The following is an 18,915-nucleotide window of genomic DNA, read 5'->3' as shown; positions in this document are numbered from 1 at the left end:
GTGCTCCTACAACTTCCAGATCTTTCCAACGCCCTTCGGCACATTCTTCGTCGCGTTGCGTGAGTCGAAGACCATCCGCGCCTTGGCGCAGATGCGGGCGTAGTCGAAGGCGGAATGGTCGGTGAGGATGGCGACGCAGTCGGCCTTGGCCAGCGCCGCGTCGGTCGGCTCGATGGCGTGCATGAAGGAGCCGTCCTCCATCTTCACCTTGGCCACATGCGGGTCGGCATAGGCGACCTTCGCGCCGCGCACATGCAACAGACGGATCACATCCAACGACGGACTTTCGCGCACGTCGCTGATATCGCGTTTGTAGGCGACACCCAGCACGAGGATCTCCGATCCCTTCAGCGCCTTGCCTTCCTCATTCAGGGCGCGGGCGATCCGGTCAACCACATACTCCGGCATGTGTGAGTTGATGTCGCCGGCCAGCTCGATGAACCGGGCGTAGTAGTTCAGCGATTTGAGCTTCCACGACCAGTAGTGCGGATCGATCGGGATGCAATGCCCCCCCAGCCCGGGGCCGGGGTAGAAGGGCATGAAGCCAAACGGCTTGGTCGCCGCCGCGTCGATGATCTCCCAGACATCGAGGTTCAGCCGGTCGCACATCTGCGCCACTTCGTTGACCAACCCGATGTTGACCGAGCGGAAGGTGTTTTCCAGCAACTTGACCGTCTCGGCCGCCTGCGTCGAGGAGACCGGCACGACATGGTCCAGAAAGATCGAGTAAAAGGCCTCGGCCACCCGCGTGCACTGCGCGGTCGTGCCGCCCACGATGCGCGGCGTGTTCCTCGTGCCGTATTTCGGATTGCCGGGATCGACCCGCTCCGGCGAGAAAGCGAGGTAGAAGTCGATGCCGCACTTGAGTCCGGTCTCTTCCAGCTTGGGGCGAATCAACTCTTCGGTGGTTCCCGGGTAGGTGGTCGACTCCAGCACAATCAGCATGTCGCGGTGCAGGTGCGGCTTGACCGTCTCGACCGCGGTCACGATAAACGAGACATCGGGGTCCTTGGTCTTTGACAGCGGGGTGGGGACACAGATGGCCACGCAGTCGGCGGCCGCCAACGCCGCCGCATCGAGCGTCGCCTTGATCTTGCCCGCCTTGACCAGCGGCGCGAGCGTCGTATCCTCGATGTCGTCAATGTCGGAGTGCCCGGCGTTGACGTTGGCGACCTTCTTCTCGGAAATCTCGTAGCCGATGACGTCCAGCCCGGACTTGGCAACTTCGACCGCCAGCGGCAGACCGACATATCCCAGTCCGATCACCGCCACCTTGGCGGTGCGGTCGTGCAGTTTTTGCTCCAGCGGCAAACGTGCGGCGGTCTGTGTGGTCGGCATCATTACCTCAGTTTGGCCAGTTCGGCCAACACGGCATCGGTGACATCGAGCGCGTCGCTGACAAAGAGTGGATTGACTTGTTCCAGATCGAGAATCAGATCAAGGCTCCGGGCCTTGGCGACGGTCTTGGCCGCCTCGGCCAGATTGGCGTAGATCGGTTCGAGCAGTTCCGCCGACTTGGTCTCGATGATGCCTTCCTCGCCAAAACTCTCCTCCATGAACTGCTGAAACTCCGTGCTCTTGGTCTGCAGTTCGGCGCGCAACCGGTCGACGGAGGCGGCGAGATTGCGGTCCTGCGCCGATTGCAGTTCGCCCGCCAATTCCTGCAATTCCGCCTGGCGCTGGTCGCGCCGGCGCTCGAACTCGGCGACCATGTCGTCGATCTCCTGCAGCGCCGACTTGAACGCCGGGTTGTCCTTGCGGACCTTTTGCACATCCACCGTCCCGATCTTGGTCTGCGCCGACACCGATCCCGGCCACAACGTCATGGCCGCGAGCATCATAGTCGCGGTGAAAATCGTCTTTTTCATCCTCTGTCCCTCTGGCAACGGGGTGATCGCGTCGCCGACAGTGTCTATACCTGTCTGCCCGGTAACGGTTTATCCAATATATCGGCGCAGAACGCTCCGGTCAAATCCCCCACGAGCGGTTATCGCATGGACCCTTCCGGAAGCGTGAATGTTCCTGTTATCTTGGGAACCGGCCCGCCGGCGGAACCGTCTATACCACAACGGTTATAACTGGCACATAACCGATGGAGCCCGGCGGCCCAGCAGACGATGAACCTGATATGACAAAATCCACTTCACGCATGGCGCACTTCACAGGTCTGGCCCTTCTGTTGGCGGCGCTGTTGCCCGCGACGCGGGCCGCGGCTCAGGCCGTTGAAATCATCCCCGATACCGCCCGCCGCGCCCAGCCGGTCATCCAGATGCCGTCAACCGATTCTCTCAATCCCGCCGAGTTTCCGCCGGGGTCGATTGAGTGGGTGGGACGCAACGGTATCCGTCAGGAACTGCTGGAGGCCGACCGGCTCTCCAGCCAGGGACGCTACCAGGATGTGATCGACTTCCTGTTGCCGATCTGGCGCAAGGAACTGTCCACCCGTCCCGATGAGGCCATCGCCCAGGCGCTCAAGCGCGCCTACCGATCGCTGAAGGACTATCGCGGCATGCGCGCAATCATCCGCCAGCAGATCGAGGTCAATCCGCAGGACCCGATCGCCCAGGCCGATCTGGCCGAGGCCTTTTTTGCCGACAATCTCAACGATTCCGGCCGCGCGGTCATCGAACGGATGCTCGCCGCGGACCCGCAGGACCGTGAGCGGCACCACCTCGCGGCGCAGACCTACCTGCGCGCCTCGCGCACCAACGAGGGGCTGGAAGTCTACCGCCGCGCCCGGCAGGTGCTCCACGATTCCACCGTCTTCGCCGAGGACATGGCCCGCATTTTCGAGGCGCGCCGCGAATACGCCGGCGCGGTCGAGGAGTACTTCCGCTGGCTTAACGCCCGTCCCGAGTCGCAGCGCAGCGTCCAGAAATACATCACCAACCTGATCAAAGTCCCCGAGGCGGGCACCCAGATCACCGAGGCGCTGCAACGCATCATCAAGTCGTATCCGAAGCACGAATACGCCCACCGGCTCTATGGCGATCTGCTGCTGGAGTCGGGACGCATCGATTCGGCCTTCGCCGAGTACCGGCGCGCCGATGCCCTCTCCGAGCAGCCCGGCCAGCACCGCCTGTTCGGCATCGAACGCGCCATCGAGACCCGCAAGTACCCGATCGCGCGCACCGAGGCGCTGGCGTTCATCAAGGACTACCCGGCGCACGCCGACCTGTTCCGCGTGCACCTGGCGCTGGCGCGCGCCGAATTGGCGCTCGGCAACGCCGACGTCGCCGTCGATATGCTCAAGAAGCTGGCGGCGCAGTTCCCGGTGATGCAGGAGCGGCTGCGCATCTACTACGAGATCGCCGAAGTCTATCGCCGCTACACTCCCGACAAGGACTCGGCGGCCGCCTACTTCAATGCGATCATCAGCCAGCCGGAACGCTCGCTGGAACGCACCTCGGCCTGGCTGCGGCTCGGCGAGCTGGCAATCTACCACGGCGACCTGGCCCGGGCCGAGTCGGCGTTTGTGCAGGCGGGAAACTCGCCCGCCCCGGCCCTGCGCGAGGAGATCGCCTTCCGTCAGGCGGAATTGCTTTTTCTGCGGGGCGACTACGACGGCTGCGCCACCAAGATGAAGGAATTCATGAAGCAGTTCCCGCGCGGGCTGTTTGTCAACGACGCCATCAAGTACACCACGCTCATCACCGATGGCCGCGATGAGATGAACTGGTCGCTGAACCGTTTCGCCGCCGGGCTGCTGTTTTTGCGCCGCGAGATGCGCGATTCGGCGTTGGCCGCTTTCGGCCAGCTGGCCGCCGATTCCGCCAACCGCCTGGCCGATGTCGCCCAGTACTCCACCGGCGAAGTCTATGAGTCCGCCGCCGCCTTCGAGCGCGCCATCGATTCCTACCGCGCGCTGATTGCCCGATTTCCCGGGAGTTTCATGGTCCCGCGGGCCTGGGCGCGCATCGGCGAGGTCTACGCCGACTCGCTGGGGAACGCCACCGAGGCGCGCGTCGCCTACCAGGTTATCCTGACTGACTTCAAGTCATCGCCGGTCGTGGAGGAAGCGCGGCGCCGTCTGCAGAACCTGCCGGTGCCCTGAGCCCGGCGACCGGCGCGCCGACGTTTCACTCTAATCGCAATTCCATCGTCCGCACCCGCGGTCCGGCGGCTGGGTCGGTCCACGCCACGATCAGCCGTGACCCATCGTACGCCATTCGCGGAAACCCGCTCTCGCGGTCGGCCGAGGTCTCGGCTACCGTCGTCGGCATCCGCAACTGCCCGTCGGCGGTCACCACCCGCATCATGATTTTGGTCTGCCCGCCGGTCGGCTGCAACCAAAGAACAGCGGCGCGGTCCTTGTCCAGAAGCGCGACATCCACACGTCCCAACGGCTTGCCTTGATCCAGACGCAGCGGCGCGGCAAACGATCCGCCGCCGTCCCGTGAAAACGCCGCATAGACACGGGCGGAGTCATTGGCGCCCATCGTGAACCAGGCCGCGACCACCGTTTGGTCCAAAGCGTCCAGCGCCGGTCCGTTGACCGGACAGCCAGCGATCTTCCAGTTGTCGGCATGCACGCTCATCGGTTCCGACCAGCGTCCTCCCTGACGGCGCACCGATCCGATGTCGCGGATCTCGGCATCGCTGCGATCACGGTAGGCCGCCACCAGCGCGCCATTTGCGCCACGCGCCAGCGCCGTCTGACAGCAGTCGCAGACACGTCCGTCGAGCAACGCCTCGCTTTCGAGCTTGCCGTCGCCGTCGATATGGGCCGCGCGCAGTGTCATCGGCCCATCGGGCTTGACCATCTCGCGCCCGTCGAGCCAGATGGCGTCAAACCCGCCATCCGGATGCGCCACGATCGAGACAAATCCATGCTCGGTCTCGGTCTTGTCCTCGTGGGGGATGAAGGGCGGCGACCAGCGGCGGCCGCCGTCGGAGGAGAAGGCGAGCCGGACACCGTAGGCGTAAGTGTCCCCGCCATTCTTCTGCAGCCAACTGGCCAGCATCCGTCCACCGGGTCCGACCGCCAGCGCCGGGAAATCGGCCCAGTTGACAAACCAGCCCCGGCCAGTGGCCACCGGACGCGCCGGCTCGAAGCCGGCGCTGTCGAACTTGGCGACAAAGAGCGTGTGCGTGGTGTCGGGGTTCTTCTGAATCCAACTCATATAGAGGAATCCATCCAGCCCGCGCGTCAAATTCGGTTCGCCCGTGCCGATCCCGGCCGGCGAAGCCACCTCGCGCACCATGACGCTGAGCGGCAGTTCGGACTGCGCGCCCGCCCGCCCGGCCGTGATCAAGACGACAGCGACGATGAACACAAGATACCGGCTCATTTCAATTCCCTTTCCTGCCCCGGACGATGGTACGACGCGCCGGCGCCAAAAGCAAAGCGGCCGTCCGGTCGGGACGGCCGCCGCGAACTTCTGTCCGGGTGCGATCAGACCGTGGTGCGGACCGGGATGTCTTTACGGTTCCTGCCGGTATCGGTTTTCTGGCGCAGGGCGAAGACTTCCTCCTCCAGGGCCAGGATCCGCGCCGCCTGCTGCTCGAAGGTCCGCAGGCGCATCTTGGTCGTCGTCCGCACCAGCAGGCCGAGCGAGACCAGCATGAATAAGACCGAGTTCACCTGGCGGAAAATCTCGCCGTAATTGAACAGGCTGTCGAGAAATGCCAGGATTCCGAGAGAGAACAGCAGTGCGCACCAGCCGAACATGACGGCCTCCCCGATGGATCGTTGCCTGATTGTGCCCAACGGACCGTCCCTTTTGGGTTGTCGCGGTCCACTTCGGGCATTACCTTAACCGCCTTTGAGTTATCGGCATTTCGCGGTATGGACTTAACCACGGGGAAACGGCGAAGGGGTCAGACGGTAAAACGCGGAAACGATGAGATAGCGACAAGTCGCCGACCCGCTCCCTCCCGAGACCCCAACCCCGTCCGACTGAGGACCTGCAATGGATGAAGCCCGGTTCAAACGCGCGCAGTATGTCCTGTTTGGGGTCATCACGCTCTTCACGCTGATCGTGTATTCGATGACGGTGGCGCCGACTTTGTCCTACTGGGACTGCGGCGAGTTCATTGCCTGCTCTTACATCCTCGGCGTGCCGCATCCGCCCGGCACGCCCCTGTTCGTGGTGTTGGGACGGGTCTTCAGTCTGTTGCCGATTTCTTCCGACATCGCCGTGCGTGTCAATTACATGTCGGTGATCACCGAGGCCTTTGCCGCCGCCTTCGCCTTCCTGATCATCGTGCGGATGATCCGCCAGGGCCTGGGCGCGCTGCCCGGCATGGTGATGGAGAAATGGCAGGCGGTGGTTGCCCTCGGCTGCGGTGTCTCCGGTGCCCTGTTCATGGCGTTTTCCACCACCCACTGGAACAACGCGGTCGAGGCCGAAGTCTATGGCGCCTCAATGTTGCTGATCATGATCCTGGTCTGGCTGGCCATGGTCTGGGCCGACCGCCGCGGCGAACCGCATGATGACCGCTTCCTGGTGGCGATCTCGTACTTCGCCCTGCTGTCGCTGGGCATCCACATGACCACCTACCTGGCGATGCCGGTGATCTTCCTGTTCATTGTTTTCGTCGATGGACGTCTGCGGCGCGATTGGCGGTTCTGGGTCTCGGGCATCGTGCTGTTCCTCGTGGCGGTTGATCTGATGATGTTCCTCATCGCCGCCGGTCTCTGGGCGGCGCTCAGTGTGGTCATGGCCATCAGCACCCGCGGCACCGGCGCCCGATGGGGGCTGATCGCCGCGCTCATGGTCGCCGGATGGGTCGGCTACACCAGCCAACTCTACCTGCCCATCCGTTCGGCGCAGGATCCCTGGATCGATGAGAACAATCCTGAGACCTTCCAGGCCTTCCGGGGATTTCTGGAGCGCAAGCAGTACGGCCAGACCTCGATGGTCGCGCGCATGTTCGACCGCCGCGGCACCTGGGCCAACCAGTTCGGCGACCATCCGCACATGGGCTTCTACCGCTACTGGAAAAACCAGTACGGGTTCGGCGGCTGGGCAATGCTGGGCGTGATTGCGCTGGGCTTTTATGGCGCCTGGTGGCTCTGGCGGCGCTCGCCGGCGTGGGCGTCGATGCTGGTGTTGCTCTTCCTGGTCGGATCGGTCGGCCTCATCCTGTACATGAACTTCGCCGACGGCACCCAGTACCAGCGATTGCAACCCGACGCCTACATGGAAGTGCGCCACCGCGACTACTTCTTTACCCCCGGGTACATCGTCTTCGGGATGATGATGGGGCTCGGCTTCGGCGCGATCGCCGCGCAGCTGGCCAAACGCGGCGCCAATGGCATCCGCATGGCCATGGCCGTGGCTGTGATCGCCGCCGTGTTGCCCTTGCGCGCCATGGCGGCCAACTGGACCGACGCCGACCGTTCGCGCAACTACACCCCCTACGACTACGCCTGGAATCTCCTGCAGTCGTGCAAGCCCAACGCCATTCTCTTCACATCGGGCGACAACGACACCTTCCCGCTGTGGTGCCTGCAGGAGGTCTACAAGGTTCGCAAGGACATCACCATCGTCAATCTCTCGCTGGTGCAGACCGACTGGTACATCTACCAGTTGAAGCACATGTGGAGCCCGAAGGAGTACCCGCCGCTGGTCACGTTCGACGACGACCAGATCCTCTGGACCGTCTTCGATCCCTCGCTGGGCGTCAGGCGGCCAAAGGAACCCTACAAGGACCCTGTCTCCGGCAATCGGCACTTCCTGTTCTTCACGCGCGACGGCGACCGGGCGGTGTCTGTCGCCATGATGATGGTCGAGCATATCATCATGAACAACGCTTGGCGGCGCCCGGTGTACTTCTCCTCCAATCCGGCGGACAAATCCCGCCTCGGGCTGGAGAATCACACCCGCATCGTCGGACAGGTCTTTGAAGTCACACGCGATGACGTGCGTATGGAGTTCGACTGGCCGGTGATGGACAGTCTGATGGCCAATGTCTACCAGTACCGCTCCTACGACGACCCGACCATCGGCCTCGACGACAACGCCGTCGGGCTGGGGGTGGCCTTCCCCGAGCGCATGTTCGCCCTCGGCGAATACTGGCGCCGCGAGGGGGACACCGCCCGCTGGGAGTTCTGGCTGCGCAAGGCGCAGCAGCACTTCCCGTTCTATTCCCGCGCGCATGAGCAACTGGCCACCTTTTATGGCCTCAAGGGCGACAGCGTCACCGCGCGGCAGTTCATCAAGGACGGCCTGGCCATCGTCAGCCGCTATGTCGAGGAGATGCCCGACAACCGGCTCTACTGGTATTTCAAGGGGCAGATGGCGGAGCTGGACGAGAATTTGGACTTGGCGGAGGAATGCCTGGCCAAGGCCTTCTGGATCAACCCGAACGACAACGTTATGTACGGCGAGTATGTGAGTCTGTTGCAACGGCGGGGCAAGGCGGCCGAGGCCGCGCGCGCCGCGCGCAAGTATTTGACCTATTACCCCAACGATCAGCGCGCCCGCCAGGTGGCCGCGATGCGACCGTAGGGGAGACCGACACCGAGATCCTGACGCGGCCCGGTCTCACACCCGTGAGCCGGGCCGCTGTGTGACGATCCGATGACCACGCCGACCGCCCGTCCGAAGATCCTCGCCTGCGTCTTCGTCTACAACGAGGGCGCGAAGCTGGCCGATACGCTGGCGCGTTTCCCCGCCGAACGCGACTACGATGTGCTGGTGGTCGATGACGGCTCCACCGACGGCGCCGGGGAAATTGTGGCGAGATTTCCGTTCGCCTACCTGCGCCACGAAACCAACCGCGGCATCGGCGCCGCCTTCCGCACCGCCTTCCGCTACGCCTTTGAGCACGGCTATGAAATCTTCGTGCCGATGGCCGGCAACGGCAAGATGCATCCCGCCGACATCCCATCGCTGGTCGGGCCGATCCTGTCGGGGAAGTTCGATTACGTGCAGGGCTCGCGTTATCTGGCCGGGGGGCGTCATGAAAACCTGCCGCTGTTTCGCCGGCTCGCCATTCCGGTGGTCTCCTGGCTGATCGGCGTCATGACCGGCTTTCACTCCAGCGATGTCACCTGCGGCTTCCGCGCCTACCGGCTTGAGATCGTGCAACGTCTCGAACTGGATATCGACCAGCCGTGGCTGGACAAGTACGAGATGGAATACTACATCCATTACTACGCCATCAAGCTCGGCTACCGCGTCACCGAGGCCCCGGTCGCCATGACCTACCCCGCCTCGAAGAAGAACTACAGCAAGATTCCCGCGATTTCCGGCTGGTGGTCGATGCTACGCCCGTGGGTATTTCTGTACCTGGGGCTGAAGAAGTAACAGCACTCACAGATCCCGTTCTCGTGGAGGGCGAGGCTCCCGCCGAGCCTGCTCTGCATCTCGGGGCGACAGCTGAGAAGCACTAATCCCGCTCCGAAAGATGATTGGCACGACCGCGCCTCGGAAAAACATAAGACCAGAAGGTCCAATTGGACCTATGAGACCAATCCCATGGCGCGGATTCCATCCCATGGCGGCTACAGAAACCTGAAGTCGTTTCAGCAGGTCGAAGCGGTCTATGATGCCACGGTCCGGTTCTGTGAGCGCTTCATCGACAAACGCTCGCGCCTGCATGATCAGATGGTGCAGACGGCGCGCAGCGGACGGCAAAGAGCGAGATTGCTTCGTCCCTTCGGTCCTCGCAATGACATTGAATAGGCAGCCAGACCTCCGGGACATCAAAGAAGATGGAGCTTAAGCTCATCGGAGTGGCAAGGGCCAGTCTCGAAGAGTTGTTGCTCGACTACCGGGACTTTCTCAGGCAGCGCGACTTGCCACGATGGCCCAAGGATCACCCGACCGCTCAGCAAATCTGCAAGCTGGCCTACGCCGAGAATCGGTCCGATTTGACCTATAGGACCTATGTCGAAGAGCGGCCGCATAAAGTGGCCGCCAATACGCTGATATGTCTCATCCATCAGGCCAACTTCCTCCTCGACTGCCAACTCCGGCAACTCGAAGCGGCCTTTGTCAATGAAGGTGGCTTTACCGAGCGGCTCTACCGCATGCGCAGCGAAAAAAGAAAAAAGCAAGAATAGGTTCTACTGGACCAATAGGGCCTACTTGCAGCGGCAGGCCGCCAGGATGCTTTGCCGCTCTTCGGCCGTGGTGTGCTGATCCAGTAGCGGGTAGAGGAAGTTGCGCTCGCGCATGTCGTGGTGCTCCATGAGGCGCTTGAGTTCGTACTGACGTTCCAGGATGTGCAGGATCGCGCGGCGGTCGGGCGCGGCCGATTCGAGCGCGGCGAGTTTGTCGCCGATCTCGCGCAGAAACAGGCGCATCTTGTTGTGCTCGGCCAGGAATAGCTCAACCGTGCCGCCTTGCGGGATCGGCACACGTTCCGCATAGACGGGCAGCATCTCCCGTTCCTCATCCTCCGCATGCGCCAGCAGTCCCCCGGCAAACGCATGCCAAAGCGGCAACGCCTCCTCCAAGCGCGACTCCATCAGCGCGATCTGGTGATCGATCAGAGTCTCATCCAGATGGTGATGAATTTCGAGAAGGGACATGAAAGAGTCGGGATTGCTCATTGCCTTTCCTCAAAGTCGTGACTTAAGTATAAGTCCTATATGATCTTATATGAAATACAAAAAACAGCAACCACGGCTCGTCTTTTGGTGTATTATTTACCCTCAGGTAATTACTGTGAGGTAATTAATGCCCATTACGCCGATCCAACAGGATTATCTCGAGGTCATCTACCGCCTCTCCCTCGACAATGCCGGCGTGCGCACCACCGATATCGCGGAACGACTCGGGTGCCGTCTGCCGACCGTGACCCGCACCGTGCGTCGTATGGCTGAAGCGGGGTTCATCGAACACCGCGCGCGTGGACTGGTGCGGCTATCTGACCTCGGACGGCGCACCGCCGAGAATCTGACCCACCGCCACGCCGACACCGTCAGCTTCCTAGTCGACATCCTCGGCATGTCACCCGATGACGCCGAACGCGACGCCTGCCAGATCGAGCATGGCCTCTCGCCTCTGGCGGCGCAGCGGCTGCACGAGTTTCTCGAGTATGTCCAAGACCTCACACCGGCGCAGCGCGAGCCGATGGTCCGCTTTGCGCGCACCGCATCGACATCGATCGCCGATTTCGAGCATCTGCCCGCCGGACGGACCGCCGGCTGGCGTGGGTAGAATGAAGGGAAAAACCCGTGAAGGCATGGAAATTGAAATCTCCGCTCCTGATGGTCGCGTCTGTCTTGGTGCTGTCGCATTCGATTGGCTGCGGCGAGCCAAGAGTCGATCGTGGTCGCAACCTGGCCGCGCGTCCGATTCGCGTGCTGGCCACCACCGGGATGATCGCCGATCTCGCGGCGCAGGTGGGGGGGGAGCGGGTCCGGGTCGACGCGCTAATGGGCCCCGGTGTCGACCCGCATCTCTACAAGGCCAGCGAAGGAGATGTCCAGCGCCTGGCCGGCGCAGACATCATCTTCTACAATGGCCTGCACCTGGAAGGGGCGATGGCCGACGTCTTTGAGCGCATGGCCGCGCGTGTGCCTACAGTGGCGGTGACCGACGGGATTGACCGCAGCCGGCTGGCCGCGCCGCCCGAGTTTGCCGGCAACTACGATCCGCATGTCTGGTTCGATGTCAGAATGTGGATGGAGGCGCTGGAGACAGTCCGTGCCGCGTACATCGCGCTCGATTCGGCCCACGCGGCAGTCTACGACGCCAATGCGGCGCGGTACCGCGATTCGCTGGCGGCCCTTCATGAGTTTGTGCTCGCCCAGGCGGCGCGTCTGCCCGCGGCACAACGTGTCCTGATCACCGCGCACGATGCCTTCCACTACTTTGGGCGCGCGTATGGTTTCGACGTCCGCGGGTTGCAGGGAGTATCGACGGTCACCGAAGCGGGGACCGCCGATGTGCAGACGCTGGCGCAGTTCATCGCCGAGCGGCGCATTCCGGCGATCTTCGTCGAATCGTCGGTGCCGACCCGCAGCATCGAGGCCGTGCAGGCGGCGGTCCGGGCGGGCGGTTTCGAGGTCGCCATCGGCGGCCAGCTTTACTCCGATGCCATGGGCAGCCCCGGCACACCCGAAGGCACATACCTCGGGATGGTGCGTTACAACATCATGACAATCGTCGCAGCGCTTGCGCGCGGCGGCGACTCCGCGGCCGGAGAGGCATCATGAAGGCACCGCTGGCCATCGAGGTCAACGATCTCACTGTCGCTTACCGCGACAAACCCGTCCTCTGGGACATCGATCTGGCTGTGCCCGGCGGCGTGCTGATGGCGATTGTCGGCCCCAACGGGGCGGGAAAGACCACCCTGATCAAGGCGATCCTCGGCGTGGTGAAGCCCGCGGCAGGACGGATCCTTGTCTTGGGACAACCGCTGGCGCGGGTGCGCCGTCGTCTGGGGTATGTGCCGCAGCACGGCAGCGTCGATTGGGACTTTCCCACCGATGTGCTCGATGTGGTGATGATGGGGCGCTACGGCGCCTTGGGCTGGCTGCGTCGTCCGGGCGCGCGCGAGCGCGAATGGGCGCTGGCGGCGTTGGAGCAGGTCGGCATGGCCGCCTTCCGCCACCGTCAGATCAGCCAGTTGTCCGGCGGGCAGCGGCAACGTGTCTTCATTGCGCGCGCCTTGGTGCAGGATGCGGACATCTATCTCATGGATGAGCCGTTCCAGGGCGTTGACGCCACCACCGAGCGGGCCATTGTCGACTTACTGCGCGCGCTGCGTGAGCGCGGTAAGACCGTTCTGGTCGTGCATCATGATCTGCAGACCTGTCCGGAGTACTTTGATTGGGTCACACTTCTCAATGTTCGACGAATCGCCTCCGGGCCGATGGCCGAGGCCTTCACCGATGTCAACCTGCGCGCCGCCTATGGCGGCAAGGCGGCATTGACCACCGGCGCGGCAATCTTGTCGGGGCCGGAAACAGCGCCGGCGCCGCGAACCGTGACACGATAGCCATGGAGTGGTGGTCGTCGTCCTGGTTGGGTGATTACACCCTGCGCACTGTCGCGCTGGGCGCGCTGATTCTCGGTGCGACCGCCGGCGCGCTGGGCGCATTGGCGGTCCTGCGTCGCCAGAGTCTGTTGGGCGATGCGGTCTCGCACACCGCGCTGCCCGGCATCGCGCTGGCATTTCTGCTCACGGGCTCGAAGGCGCCCATGGTGCTGCTGATCGGCGCGGCGTTGGCGGGGTGGGCCGCGACGCTGGTGATCATTGGCATCGTGCGGACGACGCGGGTCAAGTATGACACCGCTCTGGGCCTGACGTTGTCGGTTTTCTTCGGGCTGGGATTGGTGCTGCTCTCGCTGATCCAGAAACGTCCCGATGCGCGTCAAGCCGGGCTCGACAAATTCCTCTTCGGTCAGGCCTCGGCCGTACTGGCCGAGGATGTGCGTGTTATGGCGCTGTTCGGCGCGGCGGCCCTGGCGGTGGTGTTGCTATTGTGGAAAGAATTCAAACTGCTGGCCTTCGATCCCGACTACGCTCAGGTACAGGGGTTCCGTGTGACCGCGATCGATGTGGCGCTGACCACAGTGCTGGTAATTGGGATCGTGCTCGGACTGCAGATGGTGGGCGTGGTGTTGATGAGCGCGATGGTGGTGGCGCCGGCGGTGGCGGCGCGGCAGTGGACCGACCGATTCGGGGTCATGATCCTGTTGTCGGGGCTTTTTGGCGCGCTGGCCGGGGTCGGGGGGGCGACGGCCTCCAGTCTCGCCCTGCGAGTGCCGACCGGTCCGGCCATCGTGCTTTGTGTCGGCGTGCTGGTGGCGGTCTCGCTGTTGTGTGCGCCGCGCCGCGGCCTGCTGTGGACCCGCATCGCCCAACGCCGCCGCGACCGACGATTTCAGGAACAGGCGACGTTGCTTGATCTGTACACATTGGCGCGACAGCATCCCGATGCCGTCCACGCGCACGATGTCGGAGTCGTGCGGTCGATGAGCGTCGAGCCGGCCGGGACTCGGCGCGCGCTGCGCGCGCTGCGTGCCGCTGGTCTGGTCGCGCGCGATCCCGCGGGACGGTGGCATCTGACCGCCGCGGGTTATGTCCGGGCCGAACAGGTGCTGCGTGAGCGCGGCCGGGAGGTGGCGGATGACTGCACCGCAGATTGAGATACAACTGGTTGCGATCGCGGTCGCGGTGGCCTGCGCGCTGCCCGGCGTGTTTCTCGTCCTGCGGCGCATGGCGATGATGAGCGACGCCATCAGCCACACCATTCTGTTGGGCATCGTCCTCGCGTTCTTTGTGGTGGAAGACCTGACATCGCCGTTCCTGATTCTGTCCGCGGCCGCCACCGGCGTGGCGACCGTCGCCGCCGTCGAGACGTTGCATCGCAGCGGCCGCGTGCGCGAGGATGCGGCGATCGGGCTGATCTTCCCGATCTTCTTCAGCGCCGCTGTAATCCTGATTGCCCGTTACGCCGGCAGCGTCCACTTGGACACCGACGCGGTTCTCCTGGGGGAACTCGCATTTGTGCCGTTCGACCGTCTGGTGGTGGGCGGACTGGATCTGGGGCCGAAGGCGCTGGCGGTGATTCTGGGAATTGTGCTGCTTAACGCGGCCTTTCTCGGAGTTTTCTATAAGGAACTGAAAGTCGCGACGTTTGATCCCCCGTTGGCGGCGGCACTGGGGCTGTCTCCCGTGCTCTTGCATTACGCGCTCATGAGCGTGGTGTCGATCACCGCGGTAGGAGCGTTTCAGGCCGTTGGTTCGATCCTGGTCGTGGCGCTGATGATCGCGCCGCCGGCGACCGCTTACCTGATCACCGACCGGTTGCCCCGCATGCTGGCTTGGAGTGTCGGGGCGGCAGTTGCGGCGGCGCTGTCGGGGTACTGGGTGGCGCATCTGCTCGATGCATCCATCGCCGGGTCGATGGCATCGATGGCGGGCGTCATCTTCCTGGCGGCCTTCCTGTTCGCGCCGGTGCATGGGGTATTGGCGGCGGTTCGGCGCCGATGGCGCCAACGCCAGGAATTCGCCGCAGCGATGCTGGCCATCCATCTGCTTTCGCACGAAGACTCGCCGGAGGCCGCCACCGAGTGCCACGAAGATCATCTTGGCGAGCATCTGCGCTGGGAGCGCATCTTCGCGTCGCGCGCGGTGGAGGCTGCGATACGCGACGGATTGATTGTCAATCGCGACGGCCACTTGTCGCTCACGCCGCGCGGACGGCAACGGGCGGCCGACTGGATGATCCTATAGGAGGCAAGCATGCGACGAATTAAAACGTTGATCATCGCTGCCATGCTGAGCGGCGGCGGAGCCGAAGCACAGGCAGTGCCGTCGTCAGAGCCGACGGCCATCGGGATCATCGCCGACAATTCGTTTTTCATCGAGGAGGCTTACAATCAGGAGCCCGGCGTGGCACAGCATGTACTTGCCGCTGCCCATTTCCCGGCCCCACGGTCGACCTGGAGTATGGCACTGACGGGGGAATTCCCGCTGCACACGCAACGCCATCAAGGCAGCTGGACGCTCGTCTTTGCGTCGTCCGGCGCGCAGGATAATCTCCGGCCCGCCGACCTGTTGCTGAGTTACCGGCTCCAACTGGATGATGGAGCAGGAGGGGTTGCCATTGCGCCTCGAGTGTCGTTGATCGTGCCGCTCTCCGACGAACGCAGCAGCGTGGGCAATTGGTCGTTCCAGTCAAATCTGCCGGTCAGTATCGATCAATTGCGTCCCCTTGTGGCGCACGTCAATGCCGGCGCGACCTATACCCCGTGCCGCGAAGTGAGAAGTGGGGGCGCGGGCGGATATGTCCCCGGGACGCGGGATCTGATCGATTACAACCTCGGAGCGAGTCTGGCGCTGTTGATCCATCCCCAGGTGAATGTGATGTTCGAGGCTGTGCGCGCGTGGACCGGTTACGTCAACCGCCATGGACGCGCCGCACACGCATCCGAGACGGTAGTCTGCCCCGGCACTAGGGCGGCGATCAACACCGCCGCGGGGCAGATCGTTCCGGGACTCGGTCTGCCTATTCGCTGGTCTGACGAGGGCCGTGATGTTGGGCTCTTCTTGTACTTGTCATTTGAACACGCGAACAACTATCGATTACACGCGCGATGACCCGCGTCGCGATTCTCAACTCGCGGCAGTCGAAGACTCCGGTCGGCGACGATCCCTGGGTGCGGCAAACCTGCCGCGCGGTGCAGCACACCGCCTCCCAGGGTGGGGTCGTTGTTTCGAGCGTCGGGCTGAACACCTGGGAACTGGTGACATGGCTCGGCGGGCATCTGCGCGCGCCGCTGCGGCTGCTCGTCCCCACGACAATGCGCGGAGAGGAACGGACGGGGATTCTCCGACGCTTTGCATTGGATTCGTCGACGGTCGAGTTCGTCGAGGTTCCGGCGGAGAGTTCGCGCTCGGCGAAATCCTGGTGGAATGCGCGAGATCGCGCGATTGTCGCGCAGGCGGACCGGATTGTGCCGGTGTCGGTTCGGCACGATGGCACTTTGGCGCAGTTGCTTGCCGGCGCCACTGACCGCGAAATCGATCCGCAATTTCGTGTGCCGTACAACCTCCGGTCTCACCATGAGCGCGTGCGTCTCGATTCCTCCCGGCTGAATCCGGAGTTGCAAACCTGGTCCGGCGACTGGCTCATCCACTGGACCCGCGCCTGCCATGGTCCCTGGCCCGGCGAGTCCGACGCTGATTACTACGCCGATCTGGTGAATTCGACCGGGGAGTACTGCCGCAGCGCGATCCGCACGCTGGCGCGCATCGTCAGGGAAGGGCGTATCCGGGGTTCCGCGTGGCGGATCGGCGCGCGCGCGACGGTCGTTGCCTTCACGGCGCTGCCGCCGCCCGAATCGCTGTCTCTCGTGCGTTGGCGCCCCCGATGGTCGCGCTGGTCGTTCGAGCCCTATGGGATCGCCATCCGACGCGATGCCCTCATGGCCGCCGGGGCGCGCGCTGTCCAGTACGTCGATGAGCGGCAGTGGCGCGCGCTGCCGGATGATGCGAAGCCACTCGCACATCGCCGCGGCAAGAAAAGCGACATCTGGCCGGCGGAGCGCGAATGGCGCACCGCCGGCGACCTTTCGCTCGACCAGCTTCCGTCCGACGCCGTGCGCCTGCTGGTTCGCAGCGCCGCCGATACCGCTATGCTCCCAGATGGGAACCGCTTCTGTGTGACCGTGCTGGAGCGGGATTAGCCGAAAGAAAAGCCCCCGCGATGGCGGGGGCCTTTCCCCATCAGCTGTTGGAGCAGATTACCGCAGGAAGTCCAATGCGCTGATCTTCTGGCCGATGCAGATCCCCTGCTGCAGGCCGTCCTCGATGGCGGACCGGAAGTGAATGCCGCCATAGAGCCGTGAGATCGCGGCCTCATCGGCCGCGTCGAAAAAGTCATTGAACTGGCGATTGGCCATCGTACCTTCATAGGTGCGGTCCTCAAACGGCATGTGGCCAAACAAATCGGTCAGCACCTGCGCCGCCGCGCCCGACTGCACCGAATGCCCCGAGGTGTACTCGGGGAAAGGCGGGGTGGTAATCGGCGGGTTCCAGCCGGCGTCGAAGACGATGCGGATGCAGGTGATCGGCCGCAGGAGATTGTGCGTGAACTTGGCGCGCCAGCAGGAGAGGAACGATTCGCCGACCGCGATGCCCAGTTTGGCGTAGGCCTCGCAGGCGATATCCAGGCCCCATTCGTTGTCGGTGGTCAGCTGATTGAGGATGGAGAACCAGTGCCCGGGCGGCGTGATCGTCCCGGCGCCGTCGGCCCAGAAGTGGGCAATCACTTCCTGTTCCTCGGTCAGATGGGTTGTGGTGTTGAAGACCTCCGCCATTTCCACGTAGAACGGCGACGCCGGGTTCTCGTCGTAGGGCGGAGGCGGCTCGGGCGCGCACACCGTGGGCAATTCCAGCGCGTAATTGCGCAGTTGCCCCCAGCACGGCTCCAGCGCCGGTGCAAACGCGGGGGGTGTCGGCACCCAGAGCCCGGTGCCCTGCGGCGGCGTGTAGGCGCAGTTGTGATACTGGAAGTAGCCGTCGGTAAAGGCCCAATCGTAGATGGCCACCGCCACCGTCTGGCCGCGCGTCACCGAGCGCTCGAAGGTGGCCTCACCCGCTTCGACTCGAAACTGGTCGGCGAAACTGTCCTCGAGATCGTCGATCAACTGCTTGTTCTCCGCCGAGGCGTCGACGTACAAGCGCCGGGCGATGTCGGCCATCGCGGCGTTGGCCACCGTTGGCCAATGGTAGGCCGCGCTCTGCGCCTTGGGCACCGCGGTCAAGCCATTCAGTTGGCCGACCAGGGATTGATGCGTGCCCAAGCCGGGCACGATCGCTTCATACAGCGTGATGCCCTGGTAGGCGAACGCGCGCGAGGCGATCGGCGGATTCAGTCGTTCGTCGGCGGTGATGTCGAGAAACAAATCAAACCAGGCGGTCACCACTTCCGCGTCATACCGCGCCAGTTCGTTGCGCGGTCCGTCATCGCCATCATCGCTGCAACCTCCGGCCCAACCCACAGCCAGCGCCGCGATGGCGACCAACGCCAACTGACGTGCGTTCCCATATCGTCCCATGCAACCCTCCTGAGATTGTAATCGCGACACACTCTTCGTCGCCACAATAGCGAATCTGGGCGGTCAGGCAAACGGGAGTTTTTTATCTCGATTCACCTTTTTCGGGGACGCGGTGGAGGTAGCGCAGCACATGGGCCTTCTCAATCGTGATCATGCCCTCGCTGACCATGGGGTCGATGGCCGCGACAAACGGATCGATCCTGGCGCGCGAGTCAACGATCTCGACGACGATCGGGAGATCCTCGGAGAGGCGCAGGATGCCGGCGGAATGGATGCGGCTGCTGGCGCCGAAGCCCATGATCCCCCTCAAAACCGTCGCGCCGGCCAGCCCCTGGGCCTTCGCCGCGCGCACGATGGCTTCATAGAGCGGCACGCCCTCCCAACGGTCGCTCTCGCCGATGAAAATCCGCAGCAGACAGCCATCTTCGGGGATGTGCAT

The 18,915-nt window shown here is 63.7% G+C and carries 19 protein-coding genes; 12 read left to right on the top strand and 7 right to left on the bottom strand.

Annotated elements, in window-relative coordinates; translation table 11 throughout:
• Positions 1 to 6: 6 nt before the first annotated feature.
• Together VNN55_08425 and VNN55_08420 are read right to left on the bottom strand one after the other, a co-directional pair.
• Positions 7 to 1,338 carry a nucleotide sugar dehydrogenase gene (locus VNN55_08425; protein HWO57578.1) on the bottom strand — a complete coding sequence of 444 codons (1,332 nt, stop codon included), beginning with the start codon at positions 1,336 to 1,338 and terminating at the stop codon, positions 7 to 9.
• 2 nt (positions 1,339 to 1,340) lie between these two features.
• On the bottom strand, positions 1,341 to 1,868 hold the full coding sequence (locus tag VNN55_08420) for an OmpH family outer membrane protein (GenBank protein HWO57577.1): 528 nt from the start codon (positions 1,866 to 1,868) through the stop codon (positions 1,341 to 1,343).
• Positions 1,869 to 2,128: 260 nt separating this feature from the next.
• Here VNN55_08420 and VNN55_08415 point away from each other — a divergent pair, with 260 nt between their 5' ends.
• On the top strand, positions 2,129 to 4,054 hold the full coding sequence (locus VNN55_08415) for a tetratricopeptide repeat protein (protein HWO57576.1): 1,926 nt from the start codon (positions 2,129 to 2,131) through the stop codon (positions 4,052 to 4,054).
• Between the two features lie 25 nt (positions 4,055 to 4,079).
• Here VNN55_08415 and VNN55_08410 read toward each other — a convergent pair whose 3' ends face one another.
• Entirely contained in the window at positions 4,080 to 5,291 is a 1,212-nt protein-coding gene (locus VNN55_08410) for an exo-alpha-sialidase (GenBank protein HWO57575.1), read from the bottom strand.
• A 104-nt stretch (positions 5,292 to 5,395) separates the two neighbouring features.
• Positions 5,396 to 5,671, bottom strand: coding sequence for a hypothetical protein (locus VNN55_08405; GenBank protein ID HWO57574.1), 276 nt, complete (start codon positions 5,669 to 5,671; stop codon positions 5,396 to 5,398).
• A gap of 241 nt (positions 5,672 to 5,912) precedes the next feature.
• Between VNN55_08405 and VNN55_08400 the strand changes: the two genes are divergently transcribed.
• The 4 genes from VNN55_08400 to VNN55_08385 all read left to right on the top strand — a co-directional run bounded on the left by VNN55_08400 (position 5,913) and on the right by VNN55_08385 (position 10,015).
• Positions 5,913 to 8,456 carry a DUF2723 domain-containing protein gene (locus VNN55_08400; GenBank protein HWO57573.1) on the top strand — a complete coding sequence of 848 codons (2,544 nt, stop codon included), beginning with the start codon at positions 5,913 to 5,915 and terminating at the stop codon, positions 8,454 to 8,456.
• A 72-nt stretch (positions 8,457 to 8,528) separates the two neighbouring features.
• The gene (locus VNN55_08395; GenBank protein ID HWO57572.1) at positions 8,529 to 9,257 is read left to right on the top strand and encodes a glycosyltransferase family 2 protein; all 729 of its coding nucleotides are present in this window, start codon (positions 8,529 to 8,531) and stop codon (positions 9,255 to 9,257) included.
• A 171-nt stretch (positions 9,258 to 9,428) separates the two neighbouring features.
• Positions 9,429 to 9,635, top strand: a complete 207-nt coding sequence (locus VNN55_08390; protein HWO57571.1) for a hypothetical protein — start codon at positions 9,429 to 9,431, stop codon at positions 9,633 to 9,635.
• Between the two features lie 29 nt (positions 9,636 to 9,664).
• Positions 9,665 to 10,015 (top strand): four helix bundle suffix domain-containing protein, encoded by a 351-nt coding sequence (locus tag VNN55_08385; protein ID HWO57570.1) that lies wholly within the window; start codon positions 9,665 to 9,667, stop codon positions 10,013 to 10,015.
• A gap of 21 nt (positions 10,016 to 10,036) precedes the next feature.
• On the opposite strand, the gene VNN55_08380 is transcribed toward VNN55_08385, so the two are convergent.
• Positions 10,037 to 10,486 (bottom strand): hypothetical protein, encoded by a 450-nt coding sequence (locus tag VNN55_08380; protein HWO57569.1) that lies wholly within the window; start codon positions 10,484 to 10,486, stop codon positions 10,037 to 10,039.
• Between the two features lie 148 nt (positions 10,487 to 10,634).
• Here VNN55_08380 and VNN55_08375 point away from each other — a divergent pair, with 148 nt between their 5' ends.
• The 7 genes from VNN55_08375 to VNN55_08345 are packed head-to-tail and all read left to right on the top strand — an operon-like array spanning position 10,635 to position 17,102.
• On the top strand, positions 10,635 to 11,117 hold the full coding sequence (locus VNN55_08375; GenBank protein ID HWO57568.1) for a metal-dependent transcriptional regulator: 483 nt from the start codon (positions 10,635 to 10,637) through the stop codon (positions 11,115 to 11,117).
• A 50-nt stretch (positions 11,118 to 11,167) separates the two neighbouring features.
• Positions 11,168 to 12,118, top strand: a complete 951-nt coding sequence (locus VNN55_08370) for a zinc ABC transporter substrate-binding protein (protein ID HWO57567.1) — start codon at positions 11,168 to 11,170, stop codon at positions 12,116 to 12,118.
• Entirely contained in the window at positions 12,115 to 12,903 is a 789-nt protein-coding gene (locus VNN55_08365) for a metal ABC transporter ATP-binding protein (GenBank protein ID HWO57566.1), read from the top strand. The genes VNN55_08370 and VNN55_08365 overlap by 4 nt, the downstream gene beginning before the upstream one ends.
• Positions 12,904 to 12,905: 2 nt before the next feature.
• Positions 12,906 to 14,057, top strand: a complete 1,152-nt coding sequence (locus VNN55_08360; GenBank protein ID HWO57565.1) for a metal ABC transporter permease — start codon at positions 12,906 to 12,908, stop codon at positions 14,055 to 14,057.
• Positions 14,038 to 15,147 (top strand): metal ABC transporter permease, encoded by a 1,110-nt coding sequence (locus VNN55_08355; protein ID HWO57564.1) that lies wholly within the window; start codon positions 14,038 to 14,040, stop codon positions 15,145 to 15,147. The genes VNN55_08360 and VNN55_08355 overlap by 20 nt, the downstream gene beginning before the upstream one ends.
• A gap of 9 nt (positions 15,148 to 15,156) precedes the next feature.
• Entirely contained in the window at positions 15,157 to 16,014 is an 858-nt protein-coding gene (locus tag VNN55_08350; protein ID HWO57563.1) for a hypothetical protein, read from the top strand.
• Positions 16,011 to 17,102, top strand: coding sequence for a hypothetical protein (locus VNN55_08345; GenBank protein ID HWO57562.1), 1,092 nt, complete (start codon positions 16,011 to 16,013; stop codon positions 17,100 to 17,102). The genes VNN55_08350 and VNN55_08345 overlap by 4 nt, the downstream gene beginning before the upstream one ends.
• 57 nt (positions 17,103 to 17,159) lie before the next feature.
• Here the strand turns inward: VNN55_08345 and VNN55_08340 are convergent, their stop codons facing one another.
• Complete coding sequence (locus VNN55_08340; GenBank protein HWO57561.1) at positions 17,160 to 18,476, bottom strand: vanadium-dependent haloperoxidase; 1,317 nt, start codon at positions 18,474 to 18,476, stop codon at positions 17,160 to 17,162.
• A gap of 82 nt (positions 18,477 to 18,558) precedes the next feature.
• On the bottom strand, positions 18,559 to 18,915 hold the full coding sequence (locus VNN55_08335; GenBank protein ID HWO57560.1) for a DUF190 domain-containing protein: 357 nt from the start codon (positions 18,913 to 18,915) through the stop codon (positions 18,559 to 18,561).

It is taken from the genome of bacterium (assembly GCA_035559435.1).
Taxonomy (GTDB): domain Bacteria; phylum Zixibacteria; class MSB-5A5; order WJJR01; family WJJR01; genus JACQFV01.
Note: the sequence above shows the minus strand (reverse complement) of the source record. Positions and strands in the feature narration are given on the sequence as shown.

What these genes read in the sequence shown, in the direction of transcription:
- VNN55_08365 (HWO57566.1), top strand. Translation starts at nt 12,115, where the DNA reads ATGAAGGCACCGCTGGCCATCGAGGTCAACGATCTCACTGTCGCTTAC.
- VNN55_08415 (HWO57576.1), top strand. Translation starts at nt 2,129, where the DNA reads ATGACAAAATCCACTTCACGCATGGCGCACTTCACAGGTCTGGCCCTT.
- VNN55_08350 (HWO57563.1), top strand. Translation starts at nt 15,157, where the DNA reads ATGCGACGAATTAAAACGTTGATCATCGCTGCCATGCTGAGCGGCGGC.
- VNN55_08380 (HWO57569.1), bottom strand. Translation starts at nt 10,486, where the DNA reads ATGTCCCTTCTCGAAATTCATCACCATCTGGATGAGACTCTGATCGAT.
- VNN55_08410 (HWO57575.1), bottom strand. Translation starts at nt 5,291, where the DNA reads ATGAGCCGGTATCTTGTGTTCATCGTCGCTGTCGTCTTGATCACGGCC.
- VNN55_08385 (HWO57570.1), top strand. Translation starts at nt 9,665, where the DNA reads ATGGAGCTTAAGCTCATCGGAGTGGCAAGGGCCAGTCTCGAAGAGTTG.
- VNN55_08405 (HWO57574.1), bottom strand. Translation starts at nt 5,671, where the DNA reads ATGTTCGGCTGGTGCGCACTGCTGTTCTCTCTCGGAATCCTGGCATTT.
- VNN55_08370 (HWO57567.1), top strand. Translation starts at nt 11,168, where the DNA reads ATGGTCGCGTCTGTCTTGGTGCTGTCGCATTCGATTGGCTGCGGCGAG.
- VNN55_08390 (HWO57571.1), top strand. Translation starts at nt 9,429, where the DNA reads ATGGCGCGGATTCCATCCCATGGCGGCTACAGAAACCTGAAGTCGTTT.
- VNN55_08335 (HWO57560.1), bottom strand. Translation starts at nt 18,915, where the DNA reads ATGCACATCCCCGAAGATGGCTGTCTGCTGCGGATTTTCATCGGCGAG.
- VNN55_08395 (HWO57572.1), top strand. Translation starts at nt 8,529, where the DNA reads ATGACCACGCCGACCGCCCGTCCGAAGATCCTCGCCTGCGTCTTCGTC.
- VNN55_08360 (HWO57565.1), top strand. Translation starts at nt 12,906, where the DNA reads ATGGAGTGGTGGTCGTCGTCCTGGTTGGGTGATTACACCCTGCGCACT.
- VNN55_08375 (HWO57568.1), top strand. Translation starts at nt 10,635, where the DNA reads ATGCCCATTACGCCGATCCAACAGGATTATCTCGAGGTCATCTACCGC.
- VNN55_08340 (HWO57561.1), bottom strand. Translation starts at nt 18,476, where the DNA reads ATGGGACGATATGGGAACGCACGTCAGTTGGCGTTGGTCGCCATCGCG.
- VNN55_08420 (HWO57577.1), bottom strand. Translation starts at nt 1,868, where the DNA reads ATGAAAAAGACGATTTTCACCGCGACTATGATGCTCGCGGCCATGACG.
- VNN55_08425 (HWO57578.1), bottom strand. Translation starts at nt 1,338, where the DNA reads ATGCCGACCACACAGACCGCCGCACGTTTGCCGCTGGAGCAAAAACTG.
- VNN55_08355 (HWO57564.1), top strand. Translation starts at nt 14,038, where the DNA reads ATGACTGCACCGCAGATTGAGATACAACTGGTTGCGATCGCGGTCGCG.
- VNN55_08400 (HWO57573.1), top strand. Translation starts at nt 5,913, where the DNA reads ATGGATGAAGCCCGGTTCAAACGCGCGCAGTATGTCCTGTTTGGGGTC.
- VNN55_08345 (HWO57562.1), top strand. Translation starts at nt 16,011, where the DNA reads ATGACCCGCGTCGCGATTCTCAACTCGCGGCAGTCGAAGACTCCGGTC.